General features: G+C 36.1%; 19 protein-coding genes. 14 read left to right on the plus strand and 5 right to left on the minus strand.

The window, feature by feature from the left end; translation table 11 throughout:
* The 4 genes from ACFOW1_RS16480 to ACFOW1_RS16495 all read left to right on the plus strand — a co-directional run.
* The coding region (locus ACFOW1_RS16480) for a PKD domain-containing protein (protein WP_379015806.1) at positions 1 to 983 on the plus strand (983 nt) is incomplete at its 5' end.
* Positions 984 to 1,136: 153 nt separating this feature from the next.
* The gene (locus ACFOW1_RS16485; protein ID WP_379015808.1) at positions 1,137 to 2,246 is read left to right on the plus strand and encodes an acyltransferase family protein; all 1,110 of its coding nucleotides are present in this window, start codon (positions 1,137 to 1,139) and stop codon (positions 2,244 to 2,246) included.
* Between the two features lie 176 nt (positions 2,247 to 2,422).
* Positions 2,423 to 5,626, plus strand: coding sequence for a S41 family peptidase (locus tag ACFOW1_RS16490; protein ID WP_379015809.1), 3,204 nt, complete (start codon positions 2,423 to 2,425; stop codon positions 5,624 to 5,626).
* Positions 5,627 to 5,723: 97 nt separating this feature from the next.
* Positions 5,724 to 6,371, plus strand: coding sequence for a Pr6Pr family membrane protein (locus tag ACFOW1_RS16495; protein WP_379015811.1), 648 nt, complete (start codon positions 5,724 to 5,726; stop codon positions 6,369 to 6,371).
* On the opposite strand, the gene pelA is transcribed toward ACFOW1_RS16495, so the two are convergent.
* Both pelA and ACFOW1_RS16505 read right to left on the minus strand, forming a co-directional pair.
* Positions 6,366 to 7,541, minus strand: a complete 1,176-nt coding sequence (gene pelA / locus ACFOW1_RS16500; RefSeq protein ID WP_379015812.1) for a pectate lyase — start codon at positions 7,539 to 7,541, stop codon at positions 6,366 to 6,368. The genes ACFOW1_RS16495 and pelA overlap by 6 nt on opposite strands.
* A 169-nt stretch (positions 7,542 to 7,710) precedes the next feature.
* Positions 7,711 to 8,493: an NIPSNAP family protein gene (locus ACFOW1_RS16505; RefSeq protein WP_379015813.1), complete on the minus strand. Its 783-nt coding sequence runs from the start codon at positions 8,491 to 8,493 to the stop codon at positions 7,711 to 7,713.
* Positions 8,494 to 8,566: 73 nt separating this feature from the next.
* On the opposite strand from ACFOW1_RS16505, the gene gltX reads away from it, so the two are divergent.
* The 6 genes from gltX to fumC all read left to right on the plus strand — a co-directional run bounded on the left by gltX (position 8,567) and on the right by fumC (position 14,929).
* Positions 8,567 to 10,090: a glutamate--tRNA ligase gene (gene gltX, locus ACFOW1_RS16510; protein ID WP_379015814.1), complete on the plus strand. Its 1,524-nt coding sequence runs from the start codon at positions 8,567 to 8,569 to the stop codon at positions 10,088 to 10,090.
* Positions 10,091 to 10,415: 325 nt separating this feature from the next.
* The gene (locus tag ACFOW1_RS16515) at positions 10,416 to 11,963 is read left to right on the plus strand and encodes a glycosyltransferase family 39 protein (protein WP_379015816.1); all 1,548 of its coding nucleotides are present in this window, start codon (positions 10,416 to 10,418) and stop codon (positions 11,961 to 11,963) included.
* 28 nt (positions 11,964 to 11,991) lie between these two features.
* A complete protein-coding gene (locus ACFOW1_RS16520) occupies positions 11,992 to 12,405 on the plus strand; it encodes a cobalamin B12-binding domain-containing protein (RefSeq protein ID WP_379015818.1) in 414 nt (137 codons plus the stop codon).
* Positions 12,406 to 12,408: 3 nt separating this feature from the next.
* On the plus strand, positions 12,409 to 12,594 hold the full coding sequence (locus tag ACFOW1_RS16525) for a hypothetical protein (RefSeq protein WP_379015820.1): 186 nt from the start codon (positions 12,409 to 12,411) through the stop codon (positions 12,592 to 12,594).
* Positions 12,595 to 12,599: 5 nt separating this feature from the next.
* The gene (locus tag ACFOW1_RS16530; protein ID WP_379015822.1) at positions 12,600 to 13,376 is read left to right on the plus strand and encodes an enoyl-CoA hydratase/isomerase family protein; all 777 of its coding nucleotides are present in this window, start codon (positions 12,600 to 12,602) and stop codon (positions 13,374 to 13,376) included.
* Between the two features lie 149 nt (positions 13,377 to 13,525).
* Positions 13,526 to 14,929 carry a class II fumarate hydratase gene (gene fumC / locus ACFOW1_RS16535; protein ID WP_379015823.1) on the plus strand — a complete coding sequence of 468 codons (1,404 nt, stop codon included), beginning with the start codon at positions 13,526 to 13,528 and terminating at the stop codon, positions 14,927 to 14,929.
* Between the two features lie 93 nt (positions 14,930 to 15,022).
* Here the strand turns inward: fumC and ACFOW1_RS16540 are convergent, their stop codons facing one another.
* Positions 15,023 to 15,517, minus strand: coding sequence for a hypothetical protein (locus ACFOW1_RS16540; RefSeq protein WP_379015825.1), 495 nt, complete (start codon positions 15,515 to 15,517; stop codon positions 15,023 to 15,025).
* Between the two features lie 233 nt (positions 15,518 to 15,750).
* Here ACFOW1_RS16540 and ACFOW1_RS16545 point away from each other — a divergent pair, with 233 nt between their 5' ends.
* Both ACFOW1_RS16545 and ACFOW1_RS16550 read left to right on the plus strand, forming a co-directional pair.
* Positions 15,751 to 16,653, plus strand: a complete 903-nt coding sequence (locus tag ACFOW1_RS16545; protein ID WP_379015827.1) for a 2-hydroxyacid dehydrogenase — start codon at positions 15,751 to 15,753, stop codon at positions 16,651 to 16,653.
* A 143-nt stretch (positions 16,654 to 16,796) separates the two neighbouring features.
* Complete coding sequence (locus ACFOW1_RS16550) at positions 16,797 to 17,810, plus strand: hypothetical protein (RefSeq protein ID WP_379015828.1); 1,014 nt, start codon at positions 16,797 to 16,799, stop codon at positions 17,808 to 17,810.
* Positions 17,811 to 17,888: 78 nt separating this feature from the next.
* Here the strand turns inward: ACFOW1_RS16550 and ACFOW1_RS16555 are convergent, their stop codons facing one another.
* Both ACFOW1_RS16555 and ACFOW1_RS16560 read right to left on the minus strand, forming a co-directional pair.
* The gene (locus tag ACFOW1_RS16555; protein WP_379015829.1) at positions 17,889 to 18,446 is read right to left on the minus strand and encodes a DUF2911 domain-containing protein; all 558 of its coding nucleotides are present in this window, start codon (positions 18,444 to 18,446) and stop codon (positions 17,889 to 17,891) included.
* 34 nt (positions 18,447 to 18,480) lie between these two features.
* Positions 18,481 to 19,077 carry an acyl carrier protein phosphodiesterase gene (locus tag ACFOW1_RS16560; RefSeq protein WP_379015831.1) on the minus strand — a complete coding sequence of 199 codons (597 nt, stop codon included), beginning with the start codon at positions 19,075 to 19,077 and terminating at the stop codon, positions 18,481 to 18,483.
* Between the two features lie 336 nt (positions 19,078 to 19,413).
* On the opposite strand from ACFOW1_RS16560, the gene ACFOW1_RS16565 reads away from it, so the two are divergent.
* Both ACFOW1_RS16565 and ACFOW1_RS16570 read left to right on the plus strand, forming a co-directional pair.
* Positions 19,414 to 19,860 (plus strand): hypothetical protein, encoded by a 447-nt coding sequence (locus ACFOW1_RS16565; RefSeq protein ID WP_379015833.1) that lies wholly within the window; start codon positions 19,414 to 19,416, stop codon positions 19,858 to 19,860.
* A gap of 591 nt (positions 19,861 to 20,451) precedes the next feature.
* Positions 20,452 to 21,315, plus strand: a complete 864-nt coding sequence (locus ACFOW1_RS16570) for a DMT family transporter (RefSeq protein ID WP_379015834.1) — start codon at positions 20,452 to 20,454, stop codon at positions 21,313 to 21,315.
* Position 21,316 lies beyond the last annotated feature (1 nt).

A 21,316-nucleotide genomic window follows, 5' to 3' on the forward strand; every position in this document is an offset into this window, starting at 1 on the left:
GCAACTACAGCAGTGCCACAACAGGCGGTGTATGGAGTAGCAGTAACACAGCAGTAGCAACGATAGACGCCAATACAGGTATTGTAACAGCGATAACAGCAGGTACAACTACCATTAGTTACACGGTAAGTAATAGTTGTGGTGCAACAGCTACTAGCTTAGGTATTACGGTAACAGCGGCAATAACACCGCCAGTAACACCACCAGTGGTAACACCATGTAACCTGCAAGCCAGCTTTAGTGTCAACAATCTGAGCCAATGCGTAACAGGCAATCAGTATGTATTTAGCAACACCTCAACAGGTGGTACGGCACCATTTACTTACCTATGGGATTTAAATGATGGTACTACAGCTAATACCGCCAACGTCACCAAAACTTATGCTAGCTATGGCGATAGAGATGTAACGATGATGGTAACTGATGCCAATGGCTGTAGCAGTCATGCTACTACGACACAGATACATGTGGGTGCAGCACCGAAAGCAGGCTTTAGCATATTAACCAATACAGGTAATGGTCAGAGTACCACATTTATCAGCTCAAGCACTATTGCAGCAGGCAATATGAGTTATATGTGGGATTTGGGTAATGGACAAACTTCAACGTTAGTTAACCCTACCACTACCTATACACCAGGTACATACATCGTGAAACTAGTGGTAAGTGGCATTGGTAGTTGTAAAGACTCGTCAATACAAAGCATCACCGAGCAAGCAATCGCGAGTGTGAAAGTGTATCCAAATCCAGTGATGGATGTGATACAAGTAAGCTTCGTATCAGCGTCATCCACACCAACTACGTTTAAGTTGATGGATTTAGCAGGTAGAGTCTTACAGATACAAACAGTAACACCAAGCAGCAGAGGGGTGAATGTACTAGCTACGATGAACACCAGAGGCTTGCAAAGCGGTAGTTATGTACTTTACATATCCGATGAACAAAATGGCTTCTTAGCTACGAAAGCTATTTTGAAGCAATAAAACTAAATTGAAGTAAGAATAGATAAAAGTAAGCGGCTAGTAACGAAAGTTATTAGCCGCTTTGCTTTGTATAACTTGCTAACGTTACAAAAATTTACTTGTTCCAATACTATTTATATTTATTGCTTTTAAAACCACGTTTTCTTATTATTTATGACCTCTTCAGCGCCATTAGTAAATAATCAAAAGTACCGTTTTCAAGCACTTACAGGCATAAGATGCGTGGCTGTATGCATGGTGTTTATTTATCACAATAGAAAATATTGGTACGGTTGGTTGCATCCAGAGATAATGCGTGTTGCTAATGAATGTCATATAGGGGTAACATTGTTTTTTGTGTTGAGTGGCTTTTTAATTGCGTATACATATCAAGATAAGCCAATGCGATCTGCCAGTAGCTATTGGCGCTATTGTTTGATAAGGTGTGCAAGAATTTTACCTTTATATTGGTTAATTTTAACTGCTTATTATTTAGACAAGCGCTACGGGAATTTTCATTTCTCTGCACTTACCTATACGTTAGCGCATGGCTTTAGTGATCTGCATAATTTAGATGGTATTAACCAAGCATGGTCACTTACAGTAGAACTTAATTTTTATCTATTAGCACCTTTTTTATTTTTTTTACAACAAAAGCATCTTGTATGGGTGATACTTGCTTTGGCGGGTTTATATGGGGTATATTGGACCATTGGCAGTATTTGGTTTAGTATCAATCACAACCCACAGCGTTATTTTAAGCCTACTCAGTTCTTACTTATGGGTACTTTTCCTGGAAGAGCAACTGATTTTTTGGCAGGTATGTTTTTAGCAAAATTGATAAGGGAGCAATCAAATTGGGTAGTAAAAATACCTTATAAAACTTTTATTGGTGTTATTGGTTTACTGCTAACTTTATATAGTATTGGCTTAATGCAGATAGACACCTATCATCACGGCTATGATCAGCCAATGGGAATGGTACTTTCTAAAACTTTGCTGCCATTAAGTATTGCGCTGCTTTTAGCAGGACTAATATTCGAATCAACATTATTGCAGCGTGTACTTAGTAGCAAATTGTTAGTATTATTAGGTAATGCCTCATTTGCTTTTTATTTAATACACATTAGTTATATTAATCTTTGTTTGAAAACATGGGTATTATTACCTGATAGAAATTTTGTATTACTTTGGCTAATAGCCATCTTTTTGTATAAATTTATTGAAACACCACTATATAATTTTTGTAGAAAGCGATTGCAGATGTCAACGCCGCATAAATAGCGATAATTTTATAAGCAAAATTATAATTGTATACAATTTTAGTAACATTTTATATTTAAAAGCCTTTCATTATTACCAAAAGCCATCTATCACAAAACAATATTTATTTTGTCCAATACCTTACCTTCAATGTTAGTCATTTAGTAATAATATTTTCTTATCTAAAACATCTGCATATGAACAAAGTAGTAACTATCTGTTTACTATTAGTAATTTCAGTTTTATTTGCCAACGCACAAGCAACGCCTTCGTGGCTGCGTTATTCAACTATTTCTCCAGATGGTAAAACCATTGTATTTACTTACAAAGGTGACCTCTATAAAGTTCCTGCAAATGGTGGTAACGCCATGCCACTTACCTTTCATGAAGCGCACGATTTTATGCCTGTGTTTAGTCACGATGGTAAAACCATTGCATTTGCTAGCGACCGTTTTGGCAACTTCGACATATTCACTATACCATTAGAAGGGGGCGAGGCCAAGCGCATAACCTACTATTCAGCTAACGAATATCCGTACACCTTTACTAACGACGATAAGCAAATTGTTTTTGGTAGTGTAAGAATGGATGTTGCCAGTAACAGAACCTTTCCAACAGGTTCACAACCTGAGTTGTACCAAGTGTCTGCAACAGGTGGTAAAGTATCGCAACTATTAAGTATGCCGGCTGAAGATGTAAAGTTTAGTAAAGATGGTACTAAGTTATTGTACCATGATAAAAAGGGTGGCGAGAATCCTTGGCGTAAGCACCTTACATCTGCCATTGCCAGAGATATTTGGGTATGGGATATTGGTAGTAATACACACAAGAAAATAACCAGTTTTAATGGTGAAGATAGAACGCCCATTTTTACTGATAATGATAAAGCAATGTATTATCTAAGTGAAGAGAGTGGAAGTTTTAATGTACACAAGCAAGCACTTGATATTACAGCAAAATCGCAGCAAATTACTTCGTTTAAAAAACATCCTGTACGCTTTTTAAGCAGTAGTATAGATGGTACGCTTTGTTTTGGCTATGATGGTGATATTTATACCTTAAAGCCGAATATTACGCCACAAAAACTAGCGATAGACATAGCGGTAGATACCAAAAGTAATAATGATAAAGTACTTGCTGTTACTGGAGGTGCACGAGATATGGCTATATCGCCTAATGGCAAAGAAGCAGCCTTTATATTTAGAGGCGAAGTATTTGTAACCAGTATAGAAAGTGGCATTACCAAACGGATTACCAATACACCACAACAAGAGCGTAATGTTAGTTTTTCTCCAGACGGTAAAACACTCTTGTACGCTAGCGAAAAAGACAATGCATGGGAAATACTAGAAACGAAAAAGGTAAAAGAAGATGAACCTTATTTCTATGCGTCAACTATTTTAAAAGAAACACCCATTATTAGTAATGCTAATGAAAACTACCAGCCATCTTATTCACCCGATGGTAAAGAGGTTGCATTTATAGAAAACAGAATGACACTCAAGGTATTTAATAAAGCCACAAAACAAACACGTACTATTTTAACAGATAAAGAGTTGTTTAGTATGCGTGACAACGACCAATACTTTCAGTGGAGCCCTGATGGTAAGTGGTTTTTGTTTGATTATAGTGTACCAGGTATTGCTAGTAGTGAGGTAGGATTGGTGGCAGCGGATGGCAAAGACAAAGTGGTAAATCTAACGCAAAGTGGCTTTAGCGATGTTGGTGCCAAATGGATTCTTGGGGGCAAAGCAATGCTTTGGGAAAGCAATCGAGATGGCTTGAAGTCGGTAGCACAAAGTGGCGGTGCACAATCTGATGTGTATGCGATGTTCTTTACGCAAGACGCTTATGATAAGTATAAATTAACCAAAGACGATGCATCTTTATTAAAGGAAATTGAAGACAGCAAAGCCAAGACAGACACTACTAAAAAAGCCAAGAGAGACAGTGTGGTATTTGATTGGGATGGTTTGCAGGAAAGAAAGGTGAAGCTTACCATACATTCATCATCCCTAGCAGACGCATTGATAAGTAAAGATGGGGAAACCTTGTATTACCTTGCTAAATTTGAAAAAGGCTACAATCTTTGGACAACCAACTTAAGAACCAAAGAAACCAAAATGCTATTACCACTTAATAGCCAAAGTGGTAGTATGGTATGGGATAAAGAGCAGAAGTTTATATATCTATCTAGTGATGGTAGTATTACAAAAATAAATCCCGAAACTGGTAAGCAAGACATGGTGCATATTAATGGTGAAATGACAATAGATCTAGCTGCTGAACGTGCTTATATGTTTGAACATGTATGGCGCAGAACAAAGAAAACATTTTACACGGCTAGCTTTCATGGTGTAAATTGGGATAGCTACAAAGCAGATTACGAAAAGTATTTGCCGCATATTGGTAACAATTATGAGTTTAGCGAAATGCTAAGCGAGCTACTTGGCGAACTAAATGTAAGCCACAGCGGTAGTAGCTATAACAGCTTTATTGCCAATGCTGATGCTACTGCAAGCCTTGGTGCTTTCTATGATTGGAACTATACAGGTAATGGTTTAAAAGTAGAGGAAATTATAAAAGATGGACCTTTAGATAAGGCTACGTTAAACTTAAAAGCAGGCATTATTATCGAAGCCATCGATGGCATTACTATTACTAACGATAAAGACTTTGCACAGTTACTTAATCGGAAAGCAGGTAAAAATACATTGCTGTCTATTATAGATAATGGTGTGAAAAAAGATATTACCATAAAGCCAATTAGTATCGGTGAAGAAAATGGATTGTTGTATAAACGTTGGGTAAAACGTAATGCGGATGAAGTAGACAAAATGAGTGGTGGTCAGCTTGGTTATGTACACATACCAGGGATGAATGATGGCGCTTACAGAGATACCTATGAAGATGTGATGGGTAAATATGCTGGTAAGAAAGGTATCGTAATTGATACAAGATTTAATGGTGGTGGCGATTTGGTGGCTGATTTAGCAATGTTCTTAAGTGGCAAGAAATTTTTGGATTATAGTACTGATACAAGAAGTAATGGCTACGAACCAAATTTCCGCTGGACAAAACCAAGCATTTCAATCGCTAATGAAGCGAACTACAGCGATGGCCATTGCTACGCTTATACCTATCAAGCGTTACAAATAGGTAAGTTAGTAGGAATGCCTGTACCAGGCACTTGTACGTTTGCAGGTTGGGAAAGCTTGCAAGACAATAGTATTCGTTGGGGTGTTCCGCCACTAGGAGTTAAAATGATGAATGGTCAATATTTAGAAAATCACCAAACAGAGCCTGATATTAAAGTGCGAAATGATTATGAAATTGTGGTAAAAGGTGAGGACCAACAGCTAGAAGCAGCTGTTAATGCGCTGCTGAAAGATTTAAAATAAACACTGTTTATGAAACTGTAAAATCCCTGTAGGTATTTAGCCCACAGGGATTTATTGTTATTAGAACCATATATTTGAATAGTAATTACTGATCATAATGTCATTATCACGTTCATCGAAGGCCTATCAAATTTGCATTGTAGCAGGTGCTGCCATTACGTGGTTGGCAGTGATAGCGCAGTTGTATTTAAACATTCAAAATCGTGTGCTCTCCCTGCCGCAAACAATTATTAAGTTTGCTAGTTATTTTACAATACAAACCAACATACTTGTTGCAGTTTGCTTTACTTGTGTGGCTCTGAAGCCTAATGGCAAATTGGGTAAATACTTTCTACGGCCACAAGTCGCTTCAGCAATTACTGTTTATATATTTGTTGTAGGCTTGGTATACAATACGGTATTACGTTGGCAATGGTCGCCAAAAGGACTACAACTTGTGGTGGATAATTTATTACACGTAGTTACACCAATTTGGTTTTTGGTGTACTGGGCTTTGTTTGTACCAAAAGCTTTCCTCCAAAATAAAAATGTTTGGGCTTGGTTAATATATCCACTTGTATATTGCTTTTATATTTTAATAAGAGGTGCTATTACAAATAGGTATCCTTATTTTTTTGTAGATGCTTCAAAATACACTTACAGTCAAGTGTTTATAAACATAGCAGTGTTAGTATTAGTTTTTTTAGGTTTATCTTTCTTATTAGTTGTACTGGCTAAACGGTTGTATAAAAAAACTACTTTATAACGCTAATACATTGTTGTCTTTTGCCCACTGTTGTTGCCATTTAGGATAAGCATTTAATATTTTTTGTGGTGCATAAGTGTACCAACCGTAACCGTCACGCCGTTCTCTTTGAACCTCTGCAAGACTGTACACTACCTTGCTATCTCTGTTGCAAAACATAGGTCGGTGTGTTACTAGTTCATAATAGCGTGTCCAAATAATTGGTGCAGAAGAATCTGTTATTACAATTTTATCTGTTGTAGAAGTTCTATATGGTGTTTCTAAAAGCGGTGCTGGTATAGTTTTTACCCTAGTATATTGTATGGCGGATGATTTGAACCAAGTAACAGCGCTTTGTATAGCATCTATAATTGCTTTGCTTGGCTTATTAATACTCATTAATAAACGTACAATTTCAGCACTCTCACCATTGCAAATACTTGGTGGCTCAAATTTGCGTGCCCATGCCGGTTGTAACGTTTTTTCGTTGTATTGTTGACACCAAGCTGTTGGCAAGCCAGCATCATTGATCTGTGTTTTTAAAATGCAATCGAGTCCTTTATTATACATCTCAAATACTTCTTTGCGTTGCTGTACCGATAAAAATCTATAATTCGGTTTGCCTTCTACTATATCTTTTAATAACCACATAATGCCACTAAACACATCATCATTGTACGTAATACAACGACTATAATTTGCCTCTAACGGAAAGTATTGTGGCCAGCCACCATTGGCGTATTGCGCAGCTTTTATAAATTGTAATCCTTTTAATGCAGCTTCTTTGTATTTTTCAACTTTGGTGATGGTATACACTTCGCAAAGTGCTACTATTTGTGCATGTGTGGTACCATTGTCAAAGGTTGTATTGGTGGCGCTTTTAGCAGCCAATACACTATCTTTTTGAGATTGCGTAAGTATGGCTTGCATATCGTAGTTCTTAGGCCAACCACCATTATTCTTTTGAAATAAAATAATATTATCAGCAATAGCCACCATGTTGGTAGCTAAATAGCGAGGCTTATTTGGCAAAGGATTGATAATATTACCCTTGTCAGAGATATCATACCAATGGTGCGCCGCATCAGCAAATTCGTTAGTATCTATAGCAGGTGTTGCTATTTTTTTGGTTTGGGCAAAAGAAATTACAACAAACAAAATTGCTGCAATCGTTAAGTATTTTTTTGGCATAGTATGAAGGTAAACAGTGTTAGTAACACAGGATAAAATATGTTACTAACGGAAAGTTTAGCTCCTTTATATGTTTTCTTTAATTGGTCCAAAACATATTATTTACCACTCATTTTTATTTAATAAAATGACAATAGATATGATTGCCTGCCAATTCAGCCTAAATTTTTTAATAATCCGAGTAGCTTGTTGGTCTCAAAAAATAAATGTCTGCCTTTGATACCGTATGTAAGTATTCAGGCAAGGCAGATAACGTTTTCCACTCTGTATCACTACTAAATGTTTTCCAATGCGCTTCTCTATCCGCTCTGTTGTTAAAAGTAGTCATGTACATTAGGTTAGGCATTTTGCTGCCCGCTAATACTTCTGCATAAAAAACGGCATTGAAGCCTAATCTTCTAAATAAAGCTATTTCGCCACCCGCATTAAACATCTTTACTTTTTGGCGGTACAATAATGGTGTAGGCGCTTCATAACTGCGTAATTCATAGACTCTTTCTTGGAATGCTGCTGTAAGCTGTGGTGTTTGCAAGCGTGGCATTAGCTCGAAAGATTTAAGCACAATCGTTTCAATACGCTCAAAGGAGGGTTGGTTGTAAGCTGCAGAGGTATAACTGCTTGTGTCGTTTTTAGTAGTTAAAATTTGGGGGATATCTGCTAGTTGATTTAAACCTTTTATAGGTACTAGTACATAAAGTTTTTTATCCGCTGCGGTATCGTTATCGATACTTGTAAAGACACCAATATTTTTAATGCCAATCCCGTGTAATGTTGGTAGATAGCTGTTTTGCAAATAGGTTTCTGTAATTTCTATTTGGTTATTGGTTTTGAAATGATACACGTTTAATTGATAATATTCACCTTCGGGTGTAGCTTTAACTTTAGCTTGTGTAAAAGAACTTAAAGCTGTTGCAAAAACGATGCAAGCAATGGTCGTTAGATATTTTTTCATGGTATAAGATTACTACTTTTTTATTGCCTTGCAAAATCATTACCCAACTAGGCAACATATTTATATTTGCACAATGAATACGAAGAAAGTACGTGTACGTTTTGCCCCTTCACCAACTGGTGGTTTACATTTAGGTGGCGTAAGAACGGTGTTATTTAATTATTTATTTGCAAAGCAACATGGTGGTGATTTTATTGTACGCATAGAAGATACCGACCAAACAAGATTTGTAGAAGGGGCAGAAGCATATATTTTTGAAACCTTACAATGGTGTGGTTTACAGCCCGATGAAAGTGCCATACACGGCGGGCCTTTTGCGCCTTACAGACAAAGTGAACGCAAGCCACTGTATAAAGAATATGCAGATAAATTAATCGCCGCGGGCCAAGCCTATTATGCATTTGATACGGCTGAAGAGCTTGATGCAAAACGTAAAGAAATTCCGAATTTCCAATATAACTACGCTACAAGAATGAGCCTAAAAAACTCATTAACACTAGGGGAAGCTGCTGCTAAGCAATTAATTACAGATGGCGTGCCGTATGTGGTGCGTATTAATTTGCCTGATAATGAAGAGGTGAAGTTTACCGATATGATTCGTGGCGAGGTAAGCTTTAATACCAACCAAGTAGATGATAAAGTATTATTAAAAGCCGATGGTATGCCTACCTATCACTTAGCTGTGGTAGTAGATGATTATTTAATGCAAATAAGCCATGCGTTTCGTGGTGAAGAATGGTTGCCAAGTGCTCCTGTGCATGTGCTGCTATGGCAATATTTATTCGGATTAGAAAATATGCCTCAATGGGCACATTTGCCCCTTATACTTAAGCCTGATGGTAATGGTAAACTAAGTAAACGCGATGGTGATAGATTGGGCTTTCCAACATTTGCAATGGATTGGACAGATCCTAAAACCAAAGAAGTAGCCATAGGTTTTAGAGAAAGAGGCTTTTTACCAGAAGCGTTTGTAAATATGCTAGCAGCACTTGGTTGGAACGACGGTAGCGGTCAAGAAATATTTACCATGGAAGAATTGATTGCCAAGTTTAGTATGGAACGTGTGCATAAAGGCGGTGCTAAATTTGACTATGAAAAAGCAAAATGGTACAATAGTGAATGGATTAAGAAAATGCCAGTTACGAGTTACCAATTGCAGGTTGCAGGTTTGTTTGCCAACGCCGGGATAGATGTTTCCGATAATGCTAAAATGCTCAAAGTTTTAGAGCTAGTAAAAGATAGATGCACATTTTTAAATGACTTTGTACAACAAGCTAGTTTCTTTTTCAAAGCTCCTGAAACGATTGATATTGCTGCCATTAAACCTAAATGGGATGATAAAAAGCATTTGTTTTTCATTGAGCTAATAAAAGCAATAGAGCTAAGCAGCTCGTTTGAAGCCTCAGATTTAGAACTTGAGTTTAAAGAAATGGCAGCTGCTAATCAATTAAAACCAGGCGAGTTAATGTTGCCATTTAGAATTATGTTAGTAGGCGGCAAGTTTGGTCCACATGTATTTGATATTGCTAATATCATTGGTAAAGCTGACACCATTAGCCGAATTAAAAAGGTATTAACCGATTTACAATCCCTTTAGTTAAACTGATTAAGCCACATCCTGTCTTCGCTATAAATTCTTTAAGATGAAGACAGGATGTTTTGTATGCTTACTATTTGTAGCTTTAGCTCTATTCATTACTATTTGTCAGCGCAACAATACCCCTATTATTATTCAACCATTAGCTACTAAAAATTACTTTTTATACAGGGTCTATATCGGGTTACATAAAATTTTGATTTGGCTTAAACCAACTTTCTAAACACGTTATATTTTTTTTAAATAAATATCTGCATTTAAAATTTATTTGTAAAGCACAAATCATCTCAACCTTTTAAATTGTATTTTACCTCTAAAAAAATACATGCAAAAGAAATCTTGGTTAATAATTAGTGCATTTGCAGTACTAAAATTTCTAGTTCCATTTCTGTTCATACATCCTAGTTTTCAGTTGCACCGCGATGAGTACTTATATTTAGCGGATGCGGATCACTTAGATTGGGGCTATATTGAGATGCCACCCCTGTTAGCGTTTTTAGGCTTTATCAGTAAATTATTAGGTGGATCCTTATATGCTGTTTATCTATGGGGAAGTTTGTTTGGTGCTGCTACCATGGTGCTAATAGGCAAAACTGTATTACAGTTAAAAGGGGATTTATACGCGGTGTTTATTGCTTGTTTGGGGTTCTTATGTTCCGGTTTTTTACGGTTACATGCGCTATTTCAACCCAATTTTTTGGATGTATTTTTTTGGACATTGAGTGCTTACAGTATTATTTGTTTAATACAAACCAACCACAAAAAATATCTGTATTTTATTGGTATCAGCTTTGGGCTAGGCATGTTAAGTAAATATACGATCGCTTTTTTTATCATTGCTTTTGGTATAAGCCTGTTACTTACGCCGTTACGAAAATGGTTGTTAAATAAGCATTTTTATTTTGCCATGCTATTGGGCTTATTAATTGTTTTACCCAATTTTTTATGGCAATACCATCATCACTTTCCTGTTGTACACCACATGCAATTGTTAAAAGAACGCTTGCTAGATAACGTAAGCGCTACAGACTTTTTAGTAGATCAATTATTGATAACACTACCCAGTTTTTTCATTTGGATAATGGGCTTGTGGTATTTGTTTTTTAATAAAAAAGGTAGACAATATATCGCTGTTGGTATTATTTACCTCACAGTTATTTTACTACTAGTATACTTTAAAGGCAAAGGTTATTACGCTGCTGGCCTGTACCCTATAATGTTAGCTATTGGTGCATATCAGTTATCTAATAGCATTCAGAACCATATAATTAAAATTGTTCAATATCTGGTACCGTTTGTTATACTATTTCTAGTCGCTCGTATTTTTCCAGTAGTAATGCCCTATTTATCACCTAATGATTTAGCATTAAAATATACAAAAATCCCTGTTCAAAAAACGGGTGCCTTAAAATGGGAAGATGGAAAAAATCATCCATTGCCACAAGACTTTGCCGATATGCTTGGCTGGGAAGAAATGGCGCAGAAAACGGCTCGGGTGTACCATCAATTACCAGATAGTATTCAGCAAAAAACAATGGTATATGGCGACAATTATGGCGAAGCAGGAGCACTCGCTTTTTATAAAAAGAAGTACCAACTACCAGAAATTTATTCTGATGATGCTAGCTTTGCTTTTTGGCTGCCTAGTACATTTAAGTCGCAATATTTTTTGTTTGCCACCCATTATTTACCAGAGAAAGACGATATTTTTTTCAAACATTTTAAAACCGTAGAGATTAAAGACTCAGTAACTGAAAAGTATGCTAGAGAATATGGTGCAAAAATTATACTGTATAGCTTGCCAGATAGTATAGCCATAAGTATTGCCAATAAAAACATTCAACAATTAAAATCAACATACAATATGCAATAGCACTTAGTTTTGTTGAAAGATGGAAGCCATGGAAAACAATCGTCCCATTCGTGTTTTAGTTGCTAAAGTAGGCTTAGATGGCCATGATAGAGGTGCTAAAATAATCGCTACCGCCCTGCGTGATGCAGGTATGGAGGTGATATATACAGGCCTACGCCAAACACCCGAAATGGTGGTAAATGCCGCATTACAAGAAGATGTAGATGCGATTGGGGTAAGTATTTTAAGTGGTGCCCATAATACTGTTTTTCCTAAAATTATCGCCTTGATGAAGGAAAAAGAGATGAATGATGTATTACTTACTGGTGGTGGCATTATACCAGAAGATGATATGATGGCTTTAAATGCAATGGGTGTAGGTAAATTATTTGCACCTGGCACTACCACAACCGAAATAGCCAATTATATAAAGCAATGGGTTAAAGATAATAGAGCATTTTAAAATATGAATAGACCCAAAAAATTTCCTTTAGACAAGGCGTTAAACCTAGTGGTAATCATTGCATTTGGCATTAATATCTATTATCTGTTTGCAACAGATAATCCGCCAAAATGGGTGAGGATAGCTAATGTTTTTGGCTGGCTAATTTTTATATATGTATTACTTAAACGACGGTTTAAACAAAAATAAATTTTATGTACACAACTATTCTTACCTCGCTTGAAAACAATATTTTAACCATTACCATCAATAGACCCGATAAACTAAATGCTTTAAATAAAGCGGTTTTTACAGAATTAAATGCGGTGCTTGATGATGTCTATTTTAATTCAGCTATTAAAAGTGTGATTATCACAGGCAGCGGTAGCAAGGCTTTTGTTGCTGGCGCTGATATTGCTGAATTTGTAGGCTTATCGGTAGAGCAAGGTGTTGCTTTGGCACAAGCAGGTCAAGATACTTTTTTTAGAATAGAAAATTGCCCTAAGCCTATTGTGGCTTGCGTTAATGGTTTTGCCCTTGGTGGTGGTTGTGAGCTAGCCATGAGTTGCCATTTTCGTATTGCGAGCGATACTGCTAAGTTTGGTCAGCCAGAAGTAAACCTTGGTTTGCTGCCAGGTTATGGTGGCACACAACGATTAACGCATTTAATAGGTAAAGGTAGGGCTATAGAATTACTGATTAGTGGCGCATTGATTGATGCGAATACTGCATTAAGTTATGGCTTAGTAAACTATGTAGTGCCACAAGAAGAATTATTGGCAAAAGCCACCAATATCTTGCAAGTCATCAATACCAAAGCCCCTATTGCCGTTGCAGCTTGCATTACAGCAGCCAATGCTGCCTTAGATGAACAGCGTGATGGGTTTGCATTAGAAATTGAAGCATTTGGTAGTTGCTTTGCTACAGATGATATGAAAGAAGGCACATCGGCATTTTTAGAGAAAAGAAAAGCGGTTTTTAGCGGAAAATAAGTAGCTCCAGCCTCCACAAGGGGAATCTGAATAATAGAATAGGCTACAAATTATTTCTTGTAATTCGTGCAATTGCTTCAATTTTGCACGCATTAATCATTCGCCTTCAAAAGCCCATTTTTGGGGTTTGAGGCATCAAATTATTAAAAATGGACTACCGTATTGAGAAAGACACCATGGGTGAGGTAAAAGTACCAGCCGACGTGTTGTGGGGTGCACAAACCCAACGCAGTATTGAAAATTTTAAAATTGCACAAGACATCAATAAAATGCCTAAAGAGATTATTAAGGCATTTGCTTATTTGAAAAAAGCAGCTGCATTAACCAATTTAGATGCAGGCGTTTTATCTCAAGAAAAATCTGATTTGATAGGTCAAGTATGTGATGAAATTTTAGAAGGCAAACTAGATGCATATTTTCCATTGGTAGTTTGGCAAACAGGTAGCGGTACACAAAGCAATATGAACGTCAATGAAGTGGTTGCTTATCGTGCACACCTAATCAAAGGCGGCGCTTTAACGGATAAAGAGAAATTTATTCATCCAAACGACGACGTTAATAAATCTCAATCAAGCAACGATACATTTCCTACAGCAATGCACATTGCTGCCTACAAAATATTAACCGAAGTAACCATTCCAGGCATTGAAAAATTGCGTGATACTTTACAAGCTAAAAGCAAGCAATACATGCATGTGGTAAAAATTGGGCGTACGCACTTTATGGATGCAACACCATTAACTGTGGGGCAAGAATTAAGTGGTTATGTAAGCCAACTGAACCATGGTTTAAAAGCCATTAAAAATACCCTTGCACATTTAAGCGAATTAGCGCTTGGCGGTACTGCTGTGGGTACAGGTATTAATACGCCAAAAGGTTACAGCGAGAACGTAGCTAAGCATATTGCTAATCTTACAGGCTTGCCATTTGTTACTGCCGAAAATAAATTTGAAGCCCTTGCAGCCCACGATGCCATTGTAGAAGCACATGGTGCTTTAAAAACGGTTGCAGCTAGCTTAATGAAAATTGCCAATGATATTCGTATGCTGTCTAGCGGTCCTCGTAGTGGAATCGGCGAATTGTTTATTCCAGATAACGAGCCAGGAAGTTCTATTATGCCGGGTAAAGTAAACCCTACACAGTGCGAAGCCTTAACCATGATTGCAGCGCAAGTAATGGGTAACGATGTGGCTATAAATATTGGTGGCAGTATGGGGCATTTTGAATTAAACGTATTTAAGCCAATGATGATTTACAATTTCTTGCACAGTGCGAGATTAATTGGTGAAGGTTGTGTATCATTCAACGATAAATGTGCAGTAGGTATAGAACCGTTAGAGGCGAACATTAAAAAACACGTAGACAATAGTTTGATGCTAGTAACTGCTTTAAATACCAAAATTGGGTATTACAAAGCTGCTGAAATAGCACAAACGGCTCATAAAAACCATAGTACATTAAAAGAAACAGCAGTGGCGCTAGGCTACTTAACCCCCGAAGAATTTGATGCTTGGGTAGTTCCAGTAGAAATGGTGGGTGAGTTAAAAGACTAATCTTTAAAAGTTATCAATACTAAAAGCCGTTCCGAAAAGAACGGTTTTTTATTGCAATTTTTGAAAAATTTGGTTGGTGTTAGTAGCAAATAATCACTTTTCGTATTTAGCAATCCAATCGGCAAATTGTGTGGTAATAATTTGGTCAATATTGGTTTTGTCTGCACCATCCCAATACAACTGATGATCGCATTCGGCCAAGTCAACTTTTGCAAAATATAATAAATAAAAAGGCATATACAATTCATCATATTGCATACTGATACAGATGTCTTTTAGTTCACGTAGTGCCTTAAAATAGCTATTGGTTTTGTAAATAGCATTGGTAACAATAAAGTACACATACTTTTTGATGACTAGAGCCTTATTGGTGTATGATAGGTTAAAATCTTGCAGTACTTTATCAGTAAGTACTTGTAAAGCTTGTTGGTTATAGGGTTTAGATGTTGCCGCTAGCGTATAAAGATTTTCAGAGTTAAAGCCAGCTTCTATCATATCAATTGCCCAATCTACCCAGCTTTCGTCAAAGTCGCAATTAAAGACTTTGTTTTTTAAGATTTGGTGTGTAGATAATACTAATTCTTTCATAAATACGAAGTAGCTAAGCGATAGTTTGGGTTAATTTTTGCAATCAAATGTCAGCCGCATTTATTTATGGGCTATTTAATTTTTTCTACGTGTTGTGTACAATTAAATGTGCTTGAGTCATATAAAAGCAACGAGAAAGATTAGTTTAGCAGATAGGACATACATTAAATTATAATCAATTATTTTCAATTGGCCTTTTATGTAATTGACTTCACAACTAAATAAATACTATAATGCAATCTCTAAATACCAATATTACTTTCTTTTCTACACAACCATACGACAAACAGTTTTTTACCAAATGCAACGAGCAATTTGGCTACCAACTTACCTATTTTGAAACACAACTTAATGCAAGTACGGCAAGTTTAGTTAAAGAAGGGTCGGTAGTTTGTGTTTTTGTAAATGACAAAGTAGATGCTGCAGTTGTAAAGCAACTTGCTGTTAAAAAAGTACGCATTATTGCCTTGCGTTGCGCGGGGTTTAACAACATAGATATTGAAGCTTGTAGGCAACATCAAATTAACGTGTGTCGGGTACCCGCTTACTCGCCCGAAGCTGTGGCCGAACACGCTTTGGCTATGATTTTGACCCTGAATCGCAAAACGCACAAGGCTTACAATCGGGTAAGAGAGCAAAACTTTTCGCTCAATGGACTACTTGGTTTTGACTTACACGGCAAAACAATTGGCGTAATAGGTACTGGCAATATTGGCAAAGCATTTTGTAAAATCATGCTTGGCTTTGGCTGTAAAGTGATGGCATTTGATATTATCGCCAATAAAGACTTAGAAGCTGAAGGTGTTACATACCATCCTTTGATAGACATTTACAAAGTGGCAGATATCATTTCGTTGCATTGTCCTTTAACCGAGCAAACGCGACATTTGATTAATGCAGAGGTATTACCATTTTTTAAACAAGGGATGATGCTGATAAATACGAGTCGTGGTGCATTGATAGATACAAATGATGTAATAGATGCCTTGAAAAGTGCCAAAATTGGTTATCTAGGCATAGACGTGTACGAGCAAGAAGAAAAATTGTTTTTTCGAGATTTGAGTGCGCAGATAATTGCCGATGATACCATACAAAGGTTGATGAGTTTTCCAAATGTACTAGTAACCGCTCACTAAGCTTTTTTCACCCAAGAAGCCCTTACCCAAATTGCCGAAATTACCTTAACAAATATCTTTGAACTAAATGCTGAGAAAATATTAACGCACAAGGCAGCAATGTTAGTGTAGTCTTTATCATATATTCGTGTAAGTAAACATTTATGAGCAAGAATCTTAATAAATCTATTTTTCTTCTTTTTTGCGGTGCGATGCTAATAATTGCCTGTTCTAAAGAGACTAGTTTTGAGTCTGGCGCAGGGCTAGGAGCTGCTGCTGGTACGTTGAAAGATAGTGCTGGTAACTGCCAAGGTATTAGCGTGATGGGTAGTTATGTGGTAGATTCTACACTTACAGATAGTAATTATTTAGTGGTAACGGCCACTATTACTAATGGTGGGATTTATAAAATTTATTCAGATACGGCTAATGGTTACTGGTTTAAGGATAGTTCATACATCTTGACTACGGGTACGCAAACCTTTAAACTAAAAGGCTATGGCAAGCCAATATTACCGTTAACTTCTGTGTTTACTATTTATTTTAATACTTCTTATTGTCTAATAAACGTAACAGCAACTGGCACGCCGTCAAGCGGTGGTGGTACAACTGCTACCTCGCCATCTGGTGATTATTTTCCAACTACTACTGGAAGTAATTGGATGTATACCGATTTAACAGGTGATTCGTTGAAAGTTCTTTGTAGCAATTATATAGCCACAGTGGGTAGTAAAACTTATAAAGTATTTATATCTGACCACGGCGATACCTCTGTCTACCGAAAAGACAGTTTACAAGGTAATTATTATGCTTATGGCACATTTGCAAGTGATTCTCGCTTAATTGAATACAAGTTTTTAGATGATAAGGTAGCCTTAAATAGTTTTTGGGAAACAGATACTCTGTCTACAAGTTCTTTTGGCGTGCCTGCAACCTATAAAATACGGTTTACGATAGATGCTAAAAATACGCAATATACCATTAACGGTAATGTTTTAGATAGTGTTATCAAAGTGAGACAAGAGGTATTATTGCAGCAATCGCCTGGTTTGTTCACTATTATACCATCAGGTACCACTTATTCATATTATGCTAAAAAAATAGGGTTGGTTTGGTTAGATTCTCCAAATTATACACCTGCACAAGCCTTAAAAATTAAGCGTTGGATGATTTATTAATCTTCTTTGAAATAAAATTAATAACAAAAACGCACCCAATTTTGAGTGCGTTTTTGTTATTAATAACTTAGTAAAAATTTATAAGTTAATAGGTAATATACCTTTTATATCGTCCCACATGATGATTAGATTTGCACCAGTTTTTGTTTCTTCAAAGTATATTGTCATTGCTTCTACAGCTTCGCTGGTTTTGTCTGTAGAAATCGTGGTACGAAGCAAATCTTTCTTTACATCATACATAAAATTTCCCCAACAATAATTGTCTTTATTAATAATCATAATCCATTTGCTCTCGCTAGGAATACAATATAAAGTATATCGTCCTTTTGGTACTTTTTTGCCGTCTATCTGCACGGGTTTAAAAAATTCAATTTCTGTTGCCTCATTAGCGCCAAGACGCCATATTTCATTATACTTAATAATACCACCAAAAATAGATCTGTTGTTTTTTTGAGGTCTGCTATATAAAACTCTTGCAATGGGTAAATCATTTGCCTTGCCAGTCATTTTTAAAATAGGGTAATTGGCAGGCCAATAACTCATATCTAACGGACTTTTATCAAGTTCCGTAGGCTTTTGCTGTGCTTGGGATAATGTAGTAATACTAATACAAATGGCTAAAAATAATGGTTTCATCTTGACTAGTTTGTCAGCAAATATATATATGCGCTTAGAAATACCCTTCTACCCTTAAAAAGCTAATTGCCATTTTTTTAACGTCTTTAAAAAAATTAGCGTAACACCATTCTAAAGAAATATAGTGTGCTTGAAATAATTGAAAACAAGCATCAAAATTATCTAAATATGTTGCCTTGCGAGCTACATTTTTAAAGCTACTTTCTATACCATCCATAAACTGGTAATTATATAACCAATTATGTTGCTGCATGGATGGTAATAATGCTACAAACCTTTCAGGTAATATAGGCGCTAGACCATTCAGTGATACATAAGTACTGGTAGCAAAAGCCTGCAAACTTGTATCATCTATAAATTCTTTTGCGTCTTTGGCCAAAAAATGATCATATGCAACATCCACAAACGCACCCGAGTAGGCGCCTACTGCTGGCTGAAAAAAAGTTTTGGCTTGCTTGGTGAAGGGGTGGCTATCGGTAAATGTATCAATCGCTCTATGTAATCTAATACCTACTTGAATGGCTAAAGGATAATCGTACTGCTTTTTGCCCTTCACAAAATCGCTTATCATATTGCCAGCCAGTATTTCTGGAATATTGAAAGATAAATATGCGTGGGCTAAGTAGTTCATATTTTAAATATACGCTTATGGTAGCTCATAGGGTTTATTTTTTACAAAAAGCATTGCCATTTTCACCGACAAGCAAACCACTTTTCCCTTTTAACGAAACAAAAACAAGCTTTGTGATTTTATTAAGAAATGGCTTGAAATTATTGATATTATTGAGTTGTAGCGAATATTCTCATTATCAGTATATCTATTTTACCATGTTTTTATTGCTTTTTACCGATATCGCAGTAACTAATCAAAATGTATTGCTTACCACTTTTTTGCATAGATACTTTTGACCTGTCAAATCAAAAAAATAACACCGGATATATCGGATTAACCAAAAAAATTAAACAAATGAAACAATTATTTTTCGCAGCTATCATTGCTGTAAGCGTAACTACAAGTGCTTTTGCTGGTAACATTTTTATCAACACCAACGATTGCAAAGATTTAAACTGTGTAGTGGAAAATTTTAAAAATGTTACAATAACTAGTAAAGCAGATTTTATCAAAGCAACTATTTCAGAAGCAGATGAAAAACAAGAAATGTTTTACAATAGCGAGGGCGATTTTATTGGCGCAAGCAAAAATATAGCCTACGATAAATTACCGATAAAAGCGATTAAAACAATTAGTAAATATTATCTAGCGCCAAAGTATACTGTTAAAAGCTGTATTGCGTTTTTAAACGTAGATAATAATACTATGTACTATGTAAGTCTAGATACTAAAACATCTAGAACCATTTTAGAAATAGATGAACTTGGAAATACTAGTGTATTTAGTACTTCTAAAATATAGTAGTACCCCTTTGCTTTTAATGATGATGATGATGTGATGTTTAATAAATGTCACATCATTTTTTTATGCCAGAAATTACCTTTTACACACTTAATAAGTTGGTACAATCCAATTAGTATATATTTTCATTTAATTATCACAAGGTCTGCTTTCTTTAAATCCTTTTCATAGTGTTTCTGCACTTTAATTGAGTCTTGCAAGCACTCTTAAATCTTATGAACAAGATTTAAGAATATATGAGCCCTTATTATTTTAACGGCTATTCGATTTTATTTTCAATTGCATATTCAGCAAGCGTAAATAAACAACTTACTGAAGACGAGGATTAAATGGTTGTATCATGTCTGTCATACATACACTATGTTTAGAATATTAAAATTCTTCGTTTCGTTATGTGTTCAGTGAGTTTTTAGGACTAACTATTGATTATAAAAAGTTAAGCAGTTTTAACATTGATTTGTTCTCTATCTAAGCTTTGAGATGCTTTAGTATCAATTTTGGCAAGCGAAATTTTAGACATCACAACAATATTCAGTAAAAAAACATTTGGTTGTATAAATCTATAACCTTTGTAGCAAAATACATAGTTACTTGAGAGAGAAAGTTGTTAATTGGATATTATTCATTGTATTGTCGCTTATTTGGGGCAGCTCGTTTTTGTTAATGAAAATTGGTTTGCAAGCATTAAGTGCCTATCAAGTACCGGCATTACGCATATTAAGTGCAGGTATCGTGTTGACACCATTCGCAGCCAAAGCATTTGCACAAATACCAAAGGCAAAATTAGGTGTGGTAATCCTATCTGGGTTGCTAGGTAGTTTTTTCCCAGCGTTTTTGTTTTGCATTGCCGAAACACAATTAAGCAGCGCACTAACTGGTATGCTTAACTCATTAACGCCTCTTTGTGCTGTGCTAATAGGTGTATTTTTTTTCCAACAAATACCACAACGACAAAAAATAATTGGCATAGTGGTGGGCTTGGTTGGTTTATACTTTTTGGTTGCACCTAATGGTAGACTTGATTTAGGGAATATTTACTATGTATTATTAGTGCTATTGGCAACTGTTTTTTATGCCGTTAATGTTAATATCGTAAGTAGGCATATGCATGGCATTGCTTCTATTAATATTGCTGCCATAGCATTTGTATTTTTAATCATTCCTTGTGTTATTATATTGGCCGTTACAGGTTATTTTGCACAACCATTTACTAGTACAAAAGTCATTGGTTCTACAGCGGCGGCTTGTGTGCTAGGCATGGTGGGTACAGCATTTGCCTCTATATTATTTTATAGATTGGTAAAAAGAGCAGGCGCTTTATTTGCGGCGATGGTGACTTATGGTATCCCATTTATTGCAGTGGCTTGGGGTTATTACTATGGCGAATCCATCAGTATTTTTCAGGTAGGTTGTTTAGGAGTAATTTTGTGTGGTGTGTATATATCTAACAAATAAG

The sequence above is a fragment of the Parasediminibacterium paludis genome (assembly GCF_042651445.1).
GTDB classification, from domain to species: Bacteria; Bacteroidota; Bacteroidia; order Chitinophagales; family Chitinophagaceae; genus Parasediminibacterium; species Parasediminibacterium paludis.

Coding starts and splice junctions, on each gene's coding strand:
- ACFOW1_RS16485 (WP_379015808.1), top strand. CDS start 1,137: ATGACCTCTTCAGCGCCATTAGTAAATAATCAAAAGTACCGTTTTCAA.
- ACFOW1_RS16490 (WP_379015809.1), top strand. CDS start 2,423: ATGAACAAAGTAGTAACTATCTGTTTACTATTAGTAATTTCAGTTTTA.
- ACFOW1_RS16495 (WP_379015811.1), top strand. CDS start 5,724: ATGTCATTATCACGTTCATCGAAGGCCTATCAAATTTGCATTGTAGCA.
- pelA (WP_379015812.1), bottom strand. CDS start 7,541: ATGCCAAAAAAATACTTAACGATTGCAGCAATTTTGTTTGTTGTAATT.
- ACFOW1_RS16505 (WP_379015813.1), bottom strand. CDS start 8,493: ATGAAAAAATATCTAACGACCATTGCTTGCATCGTTTTTGCAACAGCT.
- gltX (WP_379015814.1), top strand. CDS start 8,567: ATGAATACGAAGAAAGTACGTGTACGTTTTGCCCCTTCACCAACTGGT.
- ACFOW1_RS16515 (WP_379015816.1), top strand. CDS start 10,416: ATGCAAAAGAAATCTTGGTTAATAATTAGTGCATTTGCAGTACTAAAA.
- ACFOW1_RS16520 (WP_379015818.1), top strand. CDS start 11,992: ATGGAAAACAATCGTCCCATTCGTGTTTTAGTTGCTAAAGTAGGCTTA.
- ACFOW1_RS16525 (WP_379015820.1), top strand. CDS start 12,409: ATGAATAGACCCAAAAAATTTCCTTTAGACAAGGCGTTAAACCTAGTG.
- ACFOW1_RS16530 (WP_379015822.1), top strand. CDS start 12,600: ATGTACACAACTATTCTTACCTCGCTTGAAAACAATATTTTAACCATT.
- fumC (WP_379015823.1), top strand. CDS start 13,526: ATGGACTACCGTATTGAGAAAGACACCATGGGTGAGGTAAAAGTACCA.
- ACFOW1_RS16540 (WP_379015825.1), bottom strand. CDS start 15,517: ATGAAAGAATTAGTATTATCTACACACCAAATCTTAAAAAACAAAGTC.
- ACFOW1_RS16545 (WP_379015827.1), top strand. CDS start 15,751: ATGCAATCTCTAAATACCAATATTACTTTCTTTTCTACACAACCATAC.
- ACFOW1_RS16550 (WP_379015828.1), top strand. CDS start 16,797: ATGAGCAAGAATCTTAATAAATCTATTTTTCTTCTTTTTTGCGGTGCG.
- ACFOW1_RS16555 (WP_379015829.1), bottom strand. CDS start 18,446: ATGAAACCATTATTTTTAGCCATTTGTATTAGTATTACTACATTATCC.
- ACFOW1_RS16560 (WP_379015831.1), bottom strand. CDS start 19,077: ATGAACTACTTAGCCCACGCATATTTATCTTTCAATATTCCAGAAATA.
- ACFOW1_RS16565 (WP_379015833.1), top strand. CDS start 19,414: ATGAAACAATTATTTTTCGCAGCTATCATTGCTGTAAGCGTAACTACA.